This window comes from Nocardia brasiliensis (genome assembly GCF_011801125.1).
Taxonomy (GTDB): domain Bacteria; phylum Actinomycetota; class Actinomycetes; order Mycobacteriales; family Mycobacteriaceae; genus Nocardia; species Nocardia brasiliensis_C.
The window spans coordinates 5,902,036-5,916,192 of the sequence record NZ_CP046171.1 but is presented as its reverse complement, the minus strand read 5'-3'; the positions used below and the strand labels follow the sequence as shown (position 1 = coordinate 5,916,192).

General features: G+C 69.5%; 14 protein-coding genes and 1 pseudogene. 2 read left to right on the top strand and 13 right to left on the bottom strand.

Translation table 11 applies throughout. From position 1 onward, the window contains the following. Positions 1 to 3 precede the first annotated feature (3 nt). A complete protein-coding gene (locus F5X71_RS26835; protein WP_203218378.1) occupies positions 4 to 780 on the top strand; it encodes a 3-oxoacyl-ACP reductase in 777 nt (258 codons plus the stop codon). A 72-nt stretch (positions 781 to 852) separates the two neighbouring features. Here F5X71_RS26835 and F5X71_RS26830 read toward each other — a convergent pair whose 3' ends face one another. The 9 genes from F5X71_RS26830 to F5X71_RS26790 form a co-directional block, all read right to left on the bottom strand. Continuing rightward, positions 853 to 1,317 carry a hypothetical protein gene (locus F5X71_RS26830; protein WP_167464507.1) on the bottom strand — a complete coding sequence of 155 codons (465 nt, stop codon included), beginning with the start codon at positions 1,315 to 1,317 and terminating at the stop codon, positions 853 to 855. A gap of 355 nt (positions 1,318 to 1,672) precedes the next feature. After that, on the bottom strand, positions 1,673 to 2,362 hold the full coding sequence (locus tag F5X71_RS26825; RefSeq protein WP_167464506.1) for a hypothetical protein: 690 nt from the start codon (positions 2,360 to 2,362) through the stop codon (positions 1,673 to 1,675). Positions 2,363 to 2,560: 198 nt separating this feature from the next. Then, positions 2,561 to 3,067, bottom strand: a complete 507-nt coding sequence (locus F5X71_RS26820; RefSeq protein WP_167464505.1) for a hypothetical protein — start codon at positions 3,065 to 3,067, stop codon at positions 2,561 to 2,563. A gap of 277 nt (positions 3,068 to 3,344) precedes the next feature. Next, complete coding sequence (locus F5X71_RS26815; RefSeq protein ID WP_167466768.1) at positions 3,345 to 4,661, bottom strand: MFS transporter; 1,317 nt, start codon at positions 4,659 to 4,661, stop codon at positions 3,345 to 3,347. A gap of 250 nt (positions 4,662 to 4,911) precedes the next feature. Further along, entirely contained in the window at positions 4,912 to 6,405 is a 1,494-nt protein-coding gene (locus F5X71_RS26810) for a nitrilase-related carbon-nitrogen hydrolase (protein ID WP_167464504.1), read from the bottom strand. Positions 6,406 to 6,470: 65 nt separating this feature from the next. After that, positions 6,471 to 7,148, bottom strand: coding sequence for a response regulator (locus F5X71_RS26805; RefSeq protein ID WP_167464503.1), 678 nt, complete (start codon positions 7,146 to 7,148; stop codon positions 6,471 to 6,473). Next, positions 7,145 to 8,293, bottom strand: coding sequence for a sensor histidine kinase (locus F5X71_RS26800; protein ID WP_203218213.1), 1,149 nt, complete (start codon positions 8,291 to 8,293; stop codon positions 7,145 to 7,147). The genes F5X71_RS26805 and F5X71_RS26800 overlap by 4 nt, the downstream gene beginning before the upstream one ends. 128 nt (positions 8,294 to 8,421) lie before the next feature. After that, the gene (locus tag F5X71_RS26795; protein ID WP_167464502.1) at positions 8,422 to 8,793 is read right to left on the bottom strand and encodes a hypothetical protein; all 372 of its coding nucleotides are present in this window, start codon (positions 8,791 to 8,793) and stop codon (positions 8,422 to 8,424) included. A 109-nt stretch (positions 8,794 to 8,902) separates the two neighbouring features. Continuing rightward, positions 8,903 to 9,469, bottom strand: a complete 567-nt coding sequence (locus tag F5X71_RS26790; RefSeq protein ID WP_167464501.1) for a TetR/AcrR family transcriptional regulator — start codon at positions 9,467 to 9,469, stop codon at positions 8,903 to 8,905. A gap of 114 nt (positions 9,470 to 9,583) precedes the next feature. Between F5X71_RS26790 and F5X71_RS26785 the strand changes: the two genes are divergently transcribed. Then, positions 9,584 to 10,021: a DoxX family protein gene (locus F5X71_RS26785; RefSeq protein WP_167464500.1), complete on the top strand. Its 438-nt coding sequence runs from the start codon at positions 9,584 to 9,586 to the stop codon at positions 10,019 to 10,021. A gap of 144 nt (positions 10,022 to 10,165) precedes the next feature. Here the strand turns inward: F5X71_RS26785 and F5X71_RS26780 are convergent, their stop codons facing one another. From F5X71_RS26780 to F5X71_RS26765, 4 genes and pseudogenes are all read right to left on the bottom strand, one after another. After that, positions 10,166 to 10,567 carry a PaaI family thioesterase gene (locus tag F5X71_RS26780; protein ID WP_167464499.1) on the bottom strand — a complete coding sequence of 134 codons (402 nt, stop codon included), beginning with the start codon at positions 10,565 to 10,567 and terminating at the stop codon, positions 10,166 to 10,168. 36 nt (positions 10,568 to 10,603) lie between these two features. Then, positions 10,604 to 11,749 (bottom strand): MFS transporter, encoded by a 1,146-nt coding sequence (locus F5X71_RS26775; RefSeq protein WP_238815487.1) that lies wholly within the window; start codon positions 11,747 to 11,749, stop codon positions 10,604 to 10,606. 151 nt (positions 11,750 to 11,900) lie between these two features. Continuing rightward, positions 11,901 to 12,989: pseudogene (locus F5X71_RS26770) on the bottom strand (transcription termination factor Rho, short form); the annotation flags it as partial. Positions 12,990 to 13,430: 441 nt separating this feature from the next. Beyond that, a complete protein-coding gene (locus F5X71_RS26765; RefSeq protein ID WP_203218377.1) occupies positions 13,431 to 14,123 on the bottom strand; it encodes a hypothetical protein in 693 nt (230 codons plus the stop codon). Positions 14,124 to 14,157: the final 34 nt, after the last annotated feature.

Genomic DNA, 14,157 nt, shown 5'->3' with positions numbered 1-14,157 from the left:
CTGATTGGAGATACCTTGCAGCGCTTACAGGATCGAGTCGCCGTCGTCACCGGCGGCGGGAGCGGCATCGGCCTCGCCACGGTCCGTCGCTTCGCCGCCGAGGGGGCGAAGGTGGTCGTCGCCGATATCGACGCGACCAGCGGCGAGGCGGCCGCCGCCGAGGTCGGCGGCTTGTACGTCAAGGTCGATGTGACCGACGAGGCCCAGGTCGAGGCGCTGTTCCAGACCGCGGTCGACACCTATGGCGGGCTCGACATCGCGTTCAACAACGCGGGAATCTCACCGCCGGAGGACGATTCGATCCGCACCACCGGCCTCGACGCCTGGAAGCGCGTCCAGGAGGTGAACCTGACCTCGGTCTACCTGTGCAGCAAGTACGCCATCGAGCACATGCTGGAACGCGGCAAGGGATCGATCATCAACACCGCCTCGTTCGTCGCGGTGATGGGCGCGGCCACCTCGCAGATCTCCTACACCGCGTCCAAGGGCGGCGTGCTCTCGATGAGCCGTGAGCTCGGAGTCCAATTTGCCCGCAACGGGATTCGGGTCAACGCACTGTGCCCGGGGCCGGTGAACACCCCGCTGCTGCAGGAGCTGTTCGCCAAGGACCCCGAGCGCGCGGCCCGGCGCCTGGTGCACATCCCGGCCGGGCGCTTCGCCGAACCCGAGGAAATCGCCGCCGCCGTAGCGTTCTTGGCCAGCGACGACGCCTCGTTCATCACCGCGTCGCAGTTCCTGGTGGACGGCGGGATCTCCGGTGCCTATGTGACGCCGCTGTAGACCGGTGACGCCGAACTCCCGCGCCCTTTCGCCGAAGTGGGTGCGGGAGTTCGGCATTCAGTGCCCGTGCGGTCAGGGGGCGGTGGTGTCGGGCTGTGGTGCCGCGGGGGCTTCCGCCGGGGGTGCTGCCGGCTGGGGCGGCCTCAGCAACTCGTTCAGCTGGGACATGGCGTCGGTGAAGTCCCGCAGGTTGCCGGTCAGGCCCTTGTCCTGCGGGATGGCGTCGCGTTTGGCGCTCTGGTCGCTCTGCGTCCCCGTGCCGCTGGGGGATGCCAGGGTGCTCGAGTCGCCACCCGGCGTTGCCGCACCGGGGGTGTCCGTTCCGCCCGGGGCGGCGGGTGTCGTGCCGCCCGGTGCGGCCGGAGTCGCCGCGCCTGGTGCGGCTTGCGTCGCGCCGGGTGCCGGTGCCGTCTGTGCGGGTGCGGCCTGCGCGGGGGCGGCCGGTGCGGCCGAGTCGGGCGCGCCTGCGGCGATACCCGCGGTCAAGAGTGTCGCGGCCAGCCCGGTGGCGGCCGCGATCCCGATCGTGCGCTTCATGTGTAGCCCCTTCTCGTCTCGATGTCTCGCCTCGAAGTGGTACATGCGTACTCGAACATCAAACGCTCAACTCGCCACCGGGTCGGCACATTGCGCAAAAAGACCTGTCTTGCTGCACCTTCGCGGTGTGTGACAAGCGCGGCCGTCGGCATTCTCGCGCCATTGCCGAACGTGCGTCGTACGGCGTCGTCACCGAGCGATGAGCCCGGCGACGACGCCGAACGACTCCGGTCCGCTATCGATCCGTGCCCCTGATCGCCGACAAGGGCGCGGCTACCGGGCGAGCCGCATGGCGACCGTCAGCGGAACCGTCGGGCGGTCCGCACCGCCCAGATGGGACACCTGGCTGCCGAAGTCAGAACGGCAGCTTCAGGCCCAGGTCCGGCATGCTCGGCAGCGCAGCCCCGCCGCTGACGCCGGGTATCGGCAGGTCGCCGGGGCCCGATAGTCCTGGAATATCGGGCGCGGCGAAGTTGCCGAAAGGAGTCTCCAATTCTGCCTTCGGGCCGTCCGGGCCGATCTGACCGTCGCCGCCGAAGTTGCCGCCCGGAGTCTGCACGCCGCCGCCTGCGCCTGCGCCGCCGGGTCCGACCTGGGTGTTGCCTTGTGCGCCTGCGCCGCCGGGCACCTGTACGCCGCCGCCTGCGCCTGCGCCGCCGGGTCCGACTTGAGTGTTGCCTTGTGCGCCTGCGCCGCCGGGTCCCTGTAGGCCGCCGCCTGCGCCCGCGCCGCCGGGCCCGACCTGGGTGTTGCCTTGTGCGCCTGCGCCGCCGGGCACCTGTACGTCACCGCCTGCGCCCGCGCCGCCGGGTCCGACTTGAGTGTTGCCTTGTGCGCCTGCGCCGCCGGGTCCCTGCAGGCCACCGCCTGCGCCCGCGCCGCCGGGTCCGGCCTGGGCGCCGCCCTGCATGCCCAGGCTGGGCGCTTGGGTGCCGCCGCCGTTGGGCGTGCCTCCGGTTGGGGGTGTGTCGGCTGCGGCGACGCCGGTGAAGAGGAGTGATACGGCTACACCAGCGGCGGCCGCCGATCCGATCATGCGTTTCATGTAAAGCCCCTTCTCGTAGCGAAGTGGTACATGCGTACTGCTGATCAAACGTTCAACACGATAGTGGCTCAGATCACTCTGGGCAAAACTGGTCGGTATGAAACGCGGAAAAGTCGCCGAATCGGTGCAAAAAGGCGGTGTCGCCGAGCTGAGCTCGGCGACACCGCGGTCCGGTCGTGGGCCTACTTGCTCGTGGGCCTAGTTGTCGCCGTCCCTGTCGGGCACACCCGAGCGGTCAGAGTCGGTCTGGGCGCCGTTGGAGGCGCCAGGGTTCGTCCGTGTGTCGCCGTTGCCGGCGCCCTGGGAGGTGCCGTTGCCGGTGCCGGGGTCTTGCGGTGTGCTGCCGTTGCCCTCGGGGGTCGACTGTTTGCCGTTGCCGTTGCCGTTGCCGTTGCCGTTGCCGAGGTCGCCCTGGTTGCTCTGTTGGTCCTCGCACTCTTGCGTCTTCGGGCTGGTCCCGCCGGGCGCGGCGACCGGGCCTCCCGAGCTGCCTGAGTCGAGCATGCCGTCGAGGGGACCGGAAGTACCGTTCTGCTGGGTGCCGGGCTGAGCGTGCCCGTTCTGGTCCTGCGACGGGGTGCTCTTCTCGCACTGCGGGTTCGTGGACGGGTTGTCGGGTGCGAACGTGTACGCACCGGCGCCGCCCGCGCACAGCAATGCCGCGGTCATTCCGGCGGCGACCGCGGTTCCTAGCTTGTAGATCATGTGTAGCCCCTTCTCTGATGAAGTGGTACATCTGTGTCGATATCCAACTCGCCTCACGCTAGTGCGGGTCGCTCGCAATATGTCGTCACCGCCGGTGACGCTGGCAAGTCCGATTTTCTCGAAATTCGCTGAAATACCGGCTTTTCGGCGACGGGTGAATTCGAACAAATATTCGCCGCCGACGGGGAATCGCCTTTGCGGAAATAGCATGAGAAACGACGCATGACCTAGGCGATATTCGGGAATCGCCTAGGCCGGGCGCCGTTCGCCGGATGCGCTAGGGCGCCAGGGCGGCTCCCGCTGGGCCGGTGGGTCCGGCGGGCAGCACGGTCGGGTCGTCCTCGCCCGCGTCGGGCACCTCGGTACCGCGCAGCGAGGTGCCCGCGGTTTCGCGCAGGTAGCACCAGGCGACCAGGCCGATCAGGCTGGCCCCGATCATGTAGGCGGCCGGGAACAGCGACCAACCGGTCGACTCGATGGCGGCCTCGTTGACCAGCGGTGCGGTACCGCCGAAGGCCGCGGTGGAAACGTTGTAGGCCAGCGCGAAACCGGCGTAACGGACCTGGGTCGGGAAGATGGCGGGGAAGGTCGAGCTGATCGTCGACAGCTGTGGGACGTACAGCAGGCCGAGTACGATGAAGCCGATGATCGCCCATGCGGTGCCCTGGCCCATCAGCCAATACATGGGCAGCGCCAGCACCGCGAGGCCGACCAGCGAGAACAGCCACATCGGGCGGCGGCCGACGCGGTCGGACAGGCGGCCGAAGAACGGCAGCGTCACCATCATGACCGTCTGTCCGATCAGCATCATCGCGGTCGTGCCGGATTCGCTGATGCCGATGGTCTTCTGCAGGTAGGTCGGCTGGTAGGTGAGCAGCGTGTAGTTGACGACGTTGAGTGCGACGACCAGCCCGCCCAGCGTGAGCAGTTCGCGCCGGTAGGTGGTGACCAGTTCGCGCAGGCCGTGCAGGCCGCCGGGCCGATGCTCGGCATCGTTGTGCTCGGCGACCTCGGTGAACACCGGGCTCTCGTCCAGGCGCGAGCGCAGATACCAGCCGACCAGCCCGAGCGGGACGGCCAGCAGGAACGGAATGCGCCAGCCCCAGTCGTGCATCGCGTCGGAACCGATGGCGAGCTGGCAGGCGAGCACGGTCGCCGAGCCGCCGACGAAGCCGGCCAGGGTGCCGAATTCGAGGAAGCTGCCGAGGAAACCGCGCCGCTTGTCGGAGGCGCATTCGGCCAGATAGGTCGCGGCGCCGCCGTATTCGCCGCCGGTCGAGAAGCCTTGCACCACCCGCAGGCTGATGAGCAGGATCGGGGCGAACACGCCGATGCTGCTGTGCGTGGGCAGCAGGCCGATGGCGCCGGTGGCCGCGGCCATCAGCAGGATCGTCGTGGCCAGTACGGCCTTGCGGCCGATCCGGTCGCCGAGCGGACCCCACACCATGCCGCCGAGCGGGCGCAGCACGAACGAGACCGCGAAGCCGAGCATGGTGCCGAGGGTGCCGAGTTCGCCGGGGAAGAACGCGTCGGTGAGGTAGGTGGCGGTGGCCGCGTAGACGCCGTAGTCGAACCATTCGGTGGCGTTGCCCATCGCGGACGCGGCGACCGATCGCCGTAACGGAAAACTCTCCGGTTTTTGATCAGTCACTGCATATCCTCTCCGGTCCGCGCGCGGACGTTGACCTCGCTTCCAACCTCCGGGTCCTGACACCAGAGACTGGGCACGAATTAGACCGATACCCAGGTTTCAATCAGCGCAAACAGGCAGTGCCGCGCGCGAATTCGCGCTGTGAGGGGTGTGACCTGCGACGAAGAGGGAAATTGTGCAGATGGTCACAGAGTTATAACGGTCTCTGATTGTTGGGTTTATGTTCGACGGCTACTGCCGTCTCGCGGCGCGTGCCAGTTTCCCGGGCGACCCTCGTCGGACCCGTCCGACGAGGTCGGATCGCCGCCACGAGCACGGCCGCACCCGCGGCGACACAGACCCAGCCGAACCAGTTGCCGAACCGGGCGTAGGCGGTGGCGTCCTCGGTCAGCGGTATCCGGGCGAGAGCGGTCCCGGTGTGGTCGAGGCCGGTGCGCGCCGCGGCGTGCACCCGGCCGCGACTGTCGCTGGCGACCAACTCGCCGAGCTGCGGCGCGCGAGCGACGCCGAGTCCGGACTCGACGCCGCGCAGCACGGCCATCCGGCTGTGCAGCCAGTAGTCGTCGGTGAAGTCGAGCGCGGGCACCAGCAGTAACCGTGCCCCCTGGCGTTGGTTCTCGCGGACCAGGTCGGGATGATCGAGGTCGTAACAGATCGCCAAGGCCCACGGCAGGCCGGGCACCTGTCGCCACTGCGTGCCCGGCACGTGTTCGTCCTCCAGACCGGGGATCAGGAAGTGTTTGGCATACCGCACGCCGGACGGGAATTCGATAGCGGCGTTGTAGCTGGCGGCGCCGGTGCGCAGGATCAGGCCGGCGACCACGTGGATCCCGCGCCGCCGCGCCACATCGGTCAGTGGCTCGGCGAGCAGCGCCACCGTGGTTTCCTCGGCACGCCAAGACTTTTCGGGGAGCACGACGACATCGGCGCCGCGATCGGCGAGCCGCTCGATCTCGTGGACGACGCGAGTGACCATATCGCGGCCTGCGGCGGAGTCCACCGGCACATACTCCGGTGGCTGTGCCACCGCGACCAATCCGACGGTGACCGTGCCCTTTTCGGCCGGGGCGGCCAGTCGCCAGCAGCCGAACGCGAGCAGCACCACCACCCCGGCCGCGGCCGCCGCGGTCGGGCGAAGACGTTGCGCCCGAGTGAGTTCCGGTGCGAAGAGGACCGCGACCGCGGATGGCATCAGCAGCATCAGGAACGTGATGCCCCATACGCCGGTGAGCGAGGCGGTCTGGATCAATGGCAGCAGGGCGGCCTGGCTATAGGCGATGCTCCACCAGGCGCCGAACGGACCCGCCACCGCCAGCAGGAATTCCACGCTGACCCACACCGCGGGCAGGGCAAGCACCGCGAAGCCGGGGCGGGCGCGGCGCAGCAGTGCGCGGGTCAGCAGGACGGCGCCGCCGAACAGCACGGTGGTCCCGCCGAGCAGCAGCACCGTCGCGGATACCGGCTGTTCCAGCGTCGCGGTGAAGTACGGCCACAGCTGGGCCACCACGCCGAGCCAGGACAGTGCTCCGGCGACAAATGCGGTCGCGGCCGAAACCCGAGGCACGAGCAGCAGGACCGGCAGCGGCGCGAGGATCGCCAGGACCGGCGCCGGCCGCAGGCCGGTGCCGAGATGCCACAGCAGCGCCGAGGTCGAGAGCGCCGCGGCGGCGAGGAAAAAGCGTTTCACCCCTTCGATATTCGAGCTCCAGGGGGGCGGGCACATCGCCGATAGGAGCGGTCCTCGACTCGCTCCTACGGCTGAGGCGTGCAGTGGCGAGCGCCCGGCACCACCAGTCCGGCCTCGTAGGCGAACACCACCGCCTGCGCGCGATCGCGCAGGCCGAGCTTCGACAGCACCGAACTGATGTGTGTCTTCACCGTGTGCTCGCTGACGGTCAGTGTCGCGGCCAATTCCGCGTTCGACAGACCACGCGCGAGCTCGCGCAACGTGTCCCGTTCGCGCTCGGTCAACTCGTCGAGACGGCGCGCCAGCTCGGGACGCGGACTGCCACGCCGGCTCAACTCGGCGATCAGGCGGCGGGTCACGCTGGGTGCGAGCAGCGCCTCGCCGGCGTGCACGACCCGGACCGCGTCGACCAGTTCCTCGCGGCGCAGGTCCTTCAGCAGGAATCCACCTGCGCCTGCCTGGAGGGCGTCGTAGACAAACTCGTCGAGATCGAACATGGTGAGCACCAACACTTTCGCTGTGGTTTCGGTACGGATGCGCCTGGTGGCGGTGACGCCGTCGAGTCGCGGCATGCGCACGTCCATGACGACCACGTCGGGGGCGAGCGTGCGCGCCTTGTCGACCGCCTCCAGTCCGTCGGCCGCCTCGCCGACGACGGTGATGTCCGGGGCCGCGGCGAGGATCAGGCCGAACGCCGCGCGGAACAGGTCCTGGTCGTCGACCACCAGTACGCGCACGCTCAACTCCGTTGTCCTAGGGGAAGTTCGGCGGCGACGGTGAAGCCGTCCCGGTCGCGGCCGTGCCGCAACGTACCGCCGGAGCCGGTGACCCGCTCGCGCATGCCGAGTAGTCCGTAACCGGCTCGCGTCGGCGCGGCGGGACCGGTGCCGTTGTCCGAAACCCGCACGGTGAGTGCGTGATCCGACCAGCGCAGCAGCACCCGGACCTGGCAGGCGCGCGCGTGCTTGGCCGCGTTGGTCAGCGCCTCCTGCACCACCCGGTACGCGGTGACCCCGATCTCCTCGGACACCGGCCTGCGCGGGCCTTGTTCTTCCCACTCGGTGCTGAGCCCGGTGCGCTCGGACCGGGCGACCAGGTCGGCGATCGCCTCGATGCCGGGTTGATGGGGTGGGTCGGCGGATTCGCCGCGCAGCGTGCCGAGCGAGCGCCGAAGCTGTTGTACCGCACCGCGACCGGTTTCGGCGATCTCGGCGAAGACCGCGTCCGCGCGCGCCGGGTCGGCGCCGGTGAACAGGGGACCGGTCTCGGCCTGCACGATCATCGCGCCCACCGAGTGGGTGATGATGTCGTGCAGGTCCCGCGCGATGCGCAGGCGTTCCCGATCCAACGCCGCGCCGCGTTCCTCCGCCAGCCTGCGTGCGCGCTCCTCGAGCATCTCGATTCGGTCCCGGCGCGCCCGCACCCCGGTGCCGAGCGTCCACGCGGTGAGGAAGGACATGGCCGCGTAGGCGTAGGAGTCCGGGCTCTCGTTGGGGATGATCAGCGACAGGAGGATGCCTGCCGCGCCGGCCACGAGGGCGGCGTGCCTTCGGCGCGGCGGACTGTAGGCGGCGATCGTGTAGGCGCAGACGATGGTGCCGTAGGGCAGCGCGGGCATCGCGTGCGCGCAGGCGAGCAGCGTGATCGCCGGGCCGACGACGAGAAAGGTCGTGACGGGCGCGCGGCGGCGCCACCACACCGGAACGGAGGCCACGGCCGCGAGCGCGACGATCCACCAGGGCAGGCCCGCCAGCACGGCCGGTCCGACACTCGCCCCGGTGACCACTGCGGTCAGGACGAAATCGGCCACGCCGGGCGGCAACCGATCGATCCGCCCGACCATCCGCCGCGTCGTCCGCACGACAGCGGCCCTCGCGTTGCTGTGCACAGCGGTCAGTGTCACCCGGCACCGGACCGCGCCGCCTCACCCTCCGGATTGATCCGCGCCTCACCCTTACGGATGAGGCCGCGGCACTCCCGCGCCGCGACAGCGCCCGGCTCGGGGCATCGCGCCGATCAGCTCGGCCAGGTGTCCTCGATGATGAGCGTGCCGTTGTGGACCGCGGTGGCGTGGTGCCCGGCGACCACGTCGACCGGGTAGGTCGGCCAGAGGGTGATGGCGCCGGACGCCTTGTCGATGGTGCTCACGGTGCCGCCGATGGGCAGCGGGCTCGGCGCGGTGTCGGATTCGGTGGGCGCCGGGGGCGCGAAGACGGCGACGACGACGAAACAGCTGTCGAACTCGGTGATCCGGTTGGCGATACCGGGCCCGGTGTCCTCGTCGAAGGCCAGGTAGCGCTCGGCGAGTCGCTCTGCCTCGGCGGGGGTCACCGGGGTGGTGCACTCGGTCGGATAAGCATGGATGTCCATCGTGTCGACGGCGGCCACCGGTGTGGCGCCAGCTCCTTTCCGCAATCCTGGTGCCCCACTGTGCCGTACGGGCGCGGTGGTTGTTCACGTTGTCCGGGATTTGCTGTCGCGCCGGGATGTTTGCCGGTCAGTCGAAGCGCACGGTGGCCAGCATCCGGCGGGCCAGCGTCTCGGGGTCGGCACCGGCGGCCAGGCTCGAATTGTCCAGCGCCCCTTCCCGCCACAGCGAGGCGAAGCCGTGCACCAGGGACCAGGCCGCGAGCTGGGTCGCCTGCTGCTGGTCGACGTTGCCCGGATGGATGCTCACGCCACCGGCCCGCAGCGCCGCGGCCGCGCGCAGTCGTGCCTCGTCCAGGCGCGGGTCGTCGCCGCGTAACAGGGTGTGGCGGAACATCACGTCGAAGTGGCCGGGGTGCTCGCGCGCGAAGCGGATGTAGGCGACGGCGACCTCGCGAAAGTCCGGACCCGCGGCTTCCAGTGCGGTGGCGAGCAATTCGAAGCCCTCGACGGCCAGCGCGGTCAGCACCCCCGCGCGGTCACCGAAGTGATGCGCGGGCGCGGCGTGCGAGACCCCGGCCCGGCGGGCCAGTGCGCGCAGCGATACCGCGTCGACGCCGTCGCTCGCGATCTGTGCGGCGGCCGCGGTCAGGATGGTGGCCCGCAGATCGCCGTGGTGGTAGCCGGTTTTCGCCATGGTTCGATGGTGCCCGAGAATCTAGTCATTGACAAGTTTGCGGGATCGACCTAATCTTTCCACTGTCAAGATTTGGTGCGGGCCTGCGCCCGTGCGAGAGGTGTAGGAGATTTGATGGCACCGCTGATCGTTCTCGTCGTCGTCACCGCGGTGGCTCGGCTCATCGGCCTGCTGGCCGGGCCGCAGTGGCTGGACTCGTGGCCGCATGCCACCGCGCTCGGCCTTGCGGCGATGTTCCTGCTCACCGCGAGCGCGCACTTTCTGTCCCCGCGCCGCGAGGCCCTGATCGCCATGGTGCCGCCGCGGCTGCCCGGTGCGCCCGCCCTGGTCACCCTGACCGGCGTGCTGGAGGTGCTCGGCGCCGTCGGACTGCTCATCCCGGCGACCGCTGCTCTGGCCGCTGCGGCGCTGATCGCGATGATGGTTCTGATGTTCCCGGCCAACATCCGGGCGGCGAAGGCGGGCAACGGAATCAAGACCATGCCGCTGCCGCTGCGCGCGGTGGTTCAGGTGATCTTCATCGGCGCGTTGAGCGCGGTGCTCTTCGGCTGAGTACGGCGAAGGCCCGTTCGCACCTCGAAAGGCGGTGTGCGAACGGGCCTTCGCTGTTTTCACGGGCCGGTCGGGGGCGCGGGCCTCCGACGGTGCGACGCAGGAACGGCCGCGCCACGTCGACAGCGCAGACCGCCGCGTGGGTTACAGCACCGCTTGGGTTTGGGTCACCTTGGCCGCGAGTTTCCCGGCGTCGTCCCGGATTTCGGTCTCGACGACGATGAACGAGCGACCGACGTGCAGTGGTGTCGCCGTGGCGGTGGCGTAACCGGAACGCACGGCGCGCACGAAATTGGTCTTCGATTCGACCGTGGTCGTGCCCTGCTTGCCCTCCGGAAGATTGAGGTAGGCGCAGACGGCGCCGGTCGCGTCGGCCAGTGACATCAGCACCCCGCCGTGCACGACACCGCCCAGGGTACACAGGGATTCGTCCCAGGCGATGCGGCTGCGCACCAGGGCGGGGCCGTGCTCGAGCACCTCGATGCCGAGCCGCTCGGTGAACGGCATGGTCTTATGGAACAGCGCGGTACCCACCTCGTCACTCATGGCGATGATCATCCCAGGGCCGCGACGGCACGGCGATTACCCGCGAGGTAAAGGCGCCGGGGCCACCCCGGCGCGGCGGCGGGCGTGCGCGGTCACTGGGGCGAGCACGAAGGCCGCGATCAACCCGCCGAGCAGCAAGACGGTGCCGGGCGAGCTCCGGTCGACCACGGCGCCGCCGGTCAGGGCGCCGAGGGCGAAGCTCGCCTGGAACGCCGCGGTGAACAGCACCGCGGCGGCTTCCGGTGCCGCGGGCGCGGCCTCGGCGAACCAGGTCTGCGCGGACACGGGCGCAGCGCCGTAGCCGATGCCCCAGACCACGAGCAGCCCCAGCGCGCCCGGCAGCGTATGGCCGAGTATCGGCAGCAGCAGGGTGGCGAGCGCGATGACCGCCGCCGCGCCCGCGAATGTGGCGTGCGGATACCGGACGATCGCGGCGCCGCCGAGGAAGTTGCCGAGAATGCCCGCGGTGCCGTAACTCAGCAGGACGAGGGTGATCGGGCCGGGATCGAGCCGAGTCACCTGTTCGAGGAACGGCGTCACATAGGTGTAGGTGCCGAAGTGCGCGAAGACGACGAGAACCGTTGTCAGCAGCGCGAATCGGAGGGTGGTGCCGCGCAGCAGGGTGCCGAGCACGGCGGTGTCGGTGGCCCGGTGGGCGGGCAGCGGCGGCACGAACGCGACCAGCATGCCGAGCACCACGGCGGTGAGCACGCCGAGCGTCGCGAAAGTGGCACGCCAGCCCGCGATCTCGCCGAGCAGCGTGCCCGCGGGCACGCCGAGCACCGAGCCGAGCGGCACCGCGGCGAAGATGACCGCGTTGGCCCGCGCCGCCGCGGCGGCGGGCACCAGGCGCGCGGCCAGCCCGGCCGCAATGGACCAGAAGCCGCCGATGGTGATGCCGACGAGCACCCTGGACACCAGTACCAGTGGGTAGGCGGGTGCCGCGACCATCAACACGTTCGCCGCGACGAGCAGAAACATGCAGAGGCACAATATGATTCGTCGATCGATGCGGGCGGTCGCGGTGGTCACTACCGGTGCGGCGACGGCGGCGACCAGCCCCGGCGCGGCCATCATCAGCCCGGCGTTGCCGTCGGAGACGGTGAAGTCGGCGCCGATCGCGGTGAGCAGGCCGACCGGCAGGATCTCGGTGGTGACGAACGAGAAGATGGCGATCGTCACCGCGCTGACGGCGAGCCTTCCGGATCGCACCTCAGGCGCGGATGTCGTTGCGGGAGTTGGCGAAATCGTGGACACATCGCCCAGTGCACCAGCGGGCGGCGCGCCGGTCCGGCGGGTTCCGGCCGGGAGCGTATCGAGGGCGAGAATCCGCTCAGGCGCGCATGGGGGCGAGGAACTCGGCGTTGGTCTCGGTCTTGCGCAGGCCTTCCAGCAGCAGGTCGAGCGCCTGCTGCCCGTCGAGCGTGCTGAGCGTGCGGCGCAGCGTGTCGACCGCGGCCTTCTCGTCGGGGGTGAACAGCAATTCGTCGTGCCGGGTGCTGGATTGGCCGACGTCGACGGCGGGGAAGACGCGTCGGCTCGCCGCGGCGCGATCGAGCTTCAGTTCGGCGTTGCCGGTGCCCTTGTACTCCTCGAAGATCACCGTGTCGGCGACCGAACCGGTCTCCACCAGGGCGGTGGCGATGATGGTGAGCGATCCGCCGTGCTCGAAATTGCGTGCGGCGCCGAGGAAGCGCTTGGGCGGGGCGAGGGCGGCGGCTTCCACGCCGCCGGAGAGCACGCGGCCCGAGGACGGGCTGGCCAGGTTGTAGGCGCGGGCGAGCCGGGTCAGCGAATCGAGCAGCACCACGACGTCGCGGCCCATTTCGGCCAGGCGTTTGGCGTGCTCGATGGCGAGCTCGGCGACCGCGACGTGCTCCTTGGCCGGCTGGTCGAACGTGGACGAGGCGACGTCGGCGGGCACCGTCCGGCTCAGATCGGTGACCTCTTCGGGGCGCTCACCGACCAGCACGAGCATGAGTTCGCATTCGGGGTGATTCTTCGCGATGCCAAACGCGATCGCTTGCAGCACAGAGGTTTTGCCCGCCTTGGGCGGTGCGACGATGAGCGCGCGCTGACCTTTGCCGATCGGCGTGATCAGGTCGGTCACCCGGGTGGTGAGGGCGTGCCGCTCGGTTTCCAGGCGCAGGCGCTCGTTGGGGTGGATGGGCACCAGGTCGGCGAAGGCGGGGCGGTCGGCGAGTTTGCCCGGTGTCTGCCCGTTGACCGTACCGACCGTGAGCAGCAGCGGTGGCTTGTCGTTCGAACTCACCGATTGCGCTGTGCCGGTGAGGAAGTCGCCGCGGCGCAGGCGGTGGGCGCGCAACAGGCGCTGCGGCACGGTGAGGTCGAGCGGGCTCGGTGCGTATCCCTCGACGCGGAGCGTGGCACGGTTTCCCAGGATGTCGAGGATGCCGGTGACCGCGCGCTCCGCGCTCGGTCCCGCCGCTCTGTCATCGACGGGGTGTTGTTCAGAAGTGTTGGTGTTCATTGGGTTTTCCTTCAGGTGATGGATTAGTGAGTGCGGCGAACGCCGGATGAGCGACGACGAGAGAGGGGTCGCTGGAAACTGATTCCTCGAGATACCGCAACGGCGATACATGCCGGATTCGGAAAGGGATCTCGGAATTCCTGTGGGAGGAGCTACCTACGTCCACAAGGGGAAGACCTGGCCGAGAGTACCCGGCCGATCTTTACCACGCAAGGGTGGTTTGCACATTATGGCCAACGACCTGGGGCGCACTGGTATTCCCGGCGCCGCGCGATCACATCACACGGAAAGACGACGATGCCCGGTAGGGGACGCGGGGAGCGTCCCGTACCGGGCATCGGAAGGGCTGTGGAATTGTCCCTGGAGCGTGGACTATCCGTAGACGGCGCTGAAGAACTGGATCGCGCTGGCGATGCCGACCGGAACGCCGAGCAGCACCATGCCCGCGGCGGCGCCGAGGGCGATGCCGACGCCCGCGCCCGCGAGGCACAGGCCGATCGGGCCCGCGAAGAACGTCGGCACCACGAGCGGTGCGCCGATGATCGCGCCCGCGACACAGCCGAGCACGCCGCCGACGATCGTGCCGATCAGGGTGCCGACCGCGGTCGCCAGGCCGAACTGGGTGGCGGCGGTGCTCAGGGCACTGTCGAAGTCGGCGCCCGCGATGTCCTTGGCCTCGGCCGGCTTCAGCATGGTGGCCGGGCGTGCCGCCGCCGCGTCAGTGCTCGGCGTGAAAGTGGCGGTGTTGCCGTCGATCTGGGTCGCGATCGGCCATTCCATGCCGTCCTTGAGATAGGTCAGCGGCATCCCCGCAACCAGGTTGCCTTGATTGTCCAGCACCTGGAATTGGGTGCCCTGGGTGGTCAACGAACCGGCGTCGGTCTTCAACACGACCGAGTTGTCCACCACGTTCGCGGTGTAGTGGATGCCGGGCAGAATGTCGGTCTGGACGGTCGTCCCCGGGGCGGGCGCCGGGGCGGCGGGCGCCGCGTACGCGGTACCGCTCGTGATCCCGATGGCGGCGATGACCAGGGTGGACGCGGCAGCGAGCTTCTTGACCCTCATATACCTCAAACACTTTCCTCAGCAGGAGCACCTT

Coding starts and splice junctions, on each gene's coding strand:
- F5X71_RS26830 (WP_167464507.1), bottom strand. CDS start 1,317: ATGAAGCGCACGATCGGGATCGCGGCCGCCACCGGGCTGGCCGCGACA.
- F5X71_RS26825 (WP_167464506.1), bottom strand. CDS start 2,362: ATGAAACGCATGATCGGATCGGCGGCCGCCGCTGGTGTAGCCGTATCA.
- F5X71_RS26820 (WP_167464505.1), bottom strand. CDS start 3,067: ATGATCTACAAGCTAGGAACCGCGGTCGCCGCCGGAATGACCGCGGCA.
- F5X71_RS26815 (WP_167466768.1), bottom strand. CDS start 4,661: ATGGGCAACGCCACCGAATGGTTCGACTACGGCGTCTACGCGGCCACC.
- F5X71_RS26790 (WP_167464501.1), bottom strand. CDS start 9,469: ATGGCGAAAACCGGCTACCACCACGGCGATCTGCGGGCCACCATCCTG.
- F5X71_RS26785 (WP_167464500.1), top strand. CDS start 9,584: ATGGCACCGCTGATCGTTCTCGTCGTCGTCACCGCGGTGGCTCGGCTC.
- F5X71_RS26780 (WP_167464499.1), bottom strand. CDS start 10,567: ATGAGTGACGAGGTGGGTACCGCGCTGTTCCATAAGACCATGCCGTTC.
- F5X71_RS26765 (WP_203218377.1), bottom strand. CDS start 14,123: ATGAGGGTCAAGAAGCTCGCTGCCGCGTCCACCCTGGTCATCGCCGCC.